The following is a 457-nucleotide window of genomic DNA, read 5'->3' as shown; positions in this document are numbered from 1 at the left end:
CTACATCATGATCCTGCCGGGCTTCGGCATCGTCAGCCAGGTGATCTCGACCTTCTCGAAAAAGCCGGTCTTCGGCTATCTCGGCATGGCCTATGCCATGGTCGCGATCGGCGTGGTCGGCTTCGTCGTGTGGGCGCACCACATGTTCACGACGGGCCTCAGCGTGAACACCAAGATGTACTTCACCGCCGCCACGATGGTGATCGCGGTGCCGACCGGGATCAAGATCTTCTCGTGGATCGCGACAATGTGGGGCGGTTCCTTGAGCTTCAAGACCCCGATGCTGTGGGCAATCGGCTTCATCTTCATGTTCACCGTCGGCGGCGTTACCGGCGTCGTGCTCGCCAATGGCGGCATCGATGATTACATGCAGGACAGCTATTATGTGGTGGCGCACTTCCACTATGTGCTGTCGCTGGGTGCGGTCTTCTCGCTCTTCTCGGGTTTCTATTACTGG

The 457-nt window shown here is 58.6% G+C and carries 1 protein-coding gene; it reads left to right on the top strand.

What is annotated here, in order from left to right; genetic code table 11:
* Positions 1-457, top strand: a 457-nt coding sequence (locus AACY19_RS27260) for a cbb3-type cytochrome c oxidase subunit I (protein WP_339454599.1), incomplete at both ends; no start/stop codon positions are given.

This window comes from Pseudomonas sp. EA_5y_Pfl2_R50 (assembly GCF_963970475.1).
Classification (GTDB): Bacteria; Pseudomonadota; Gammaproteobacteria; order Pseudomonadales; family Pseudomonadaceae; genus Aquipseudomonas.
This window is presented reverse-complemented; position numbering and strand designations above follow the sequence as displayed.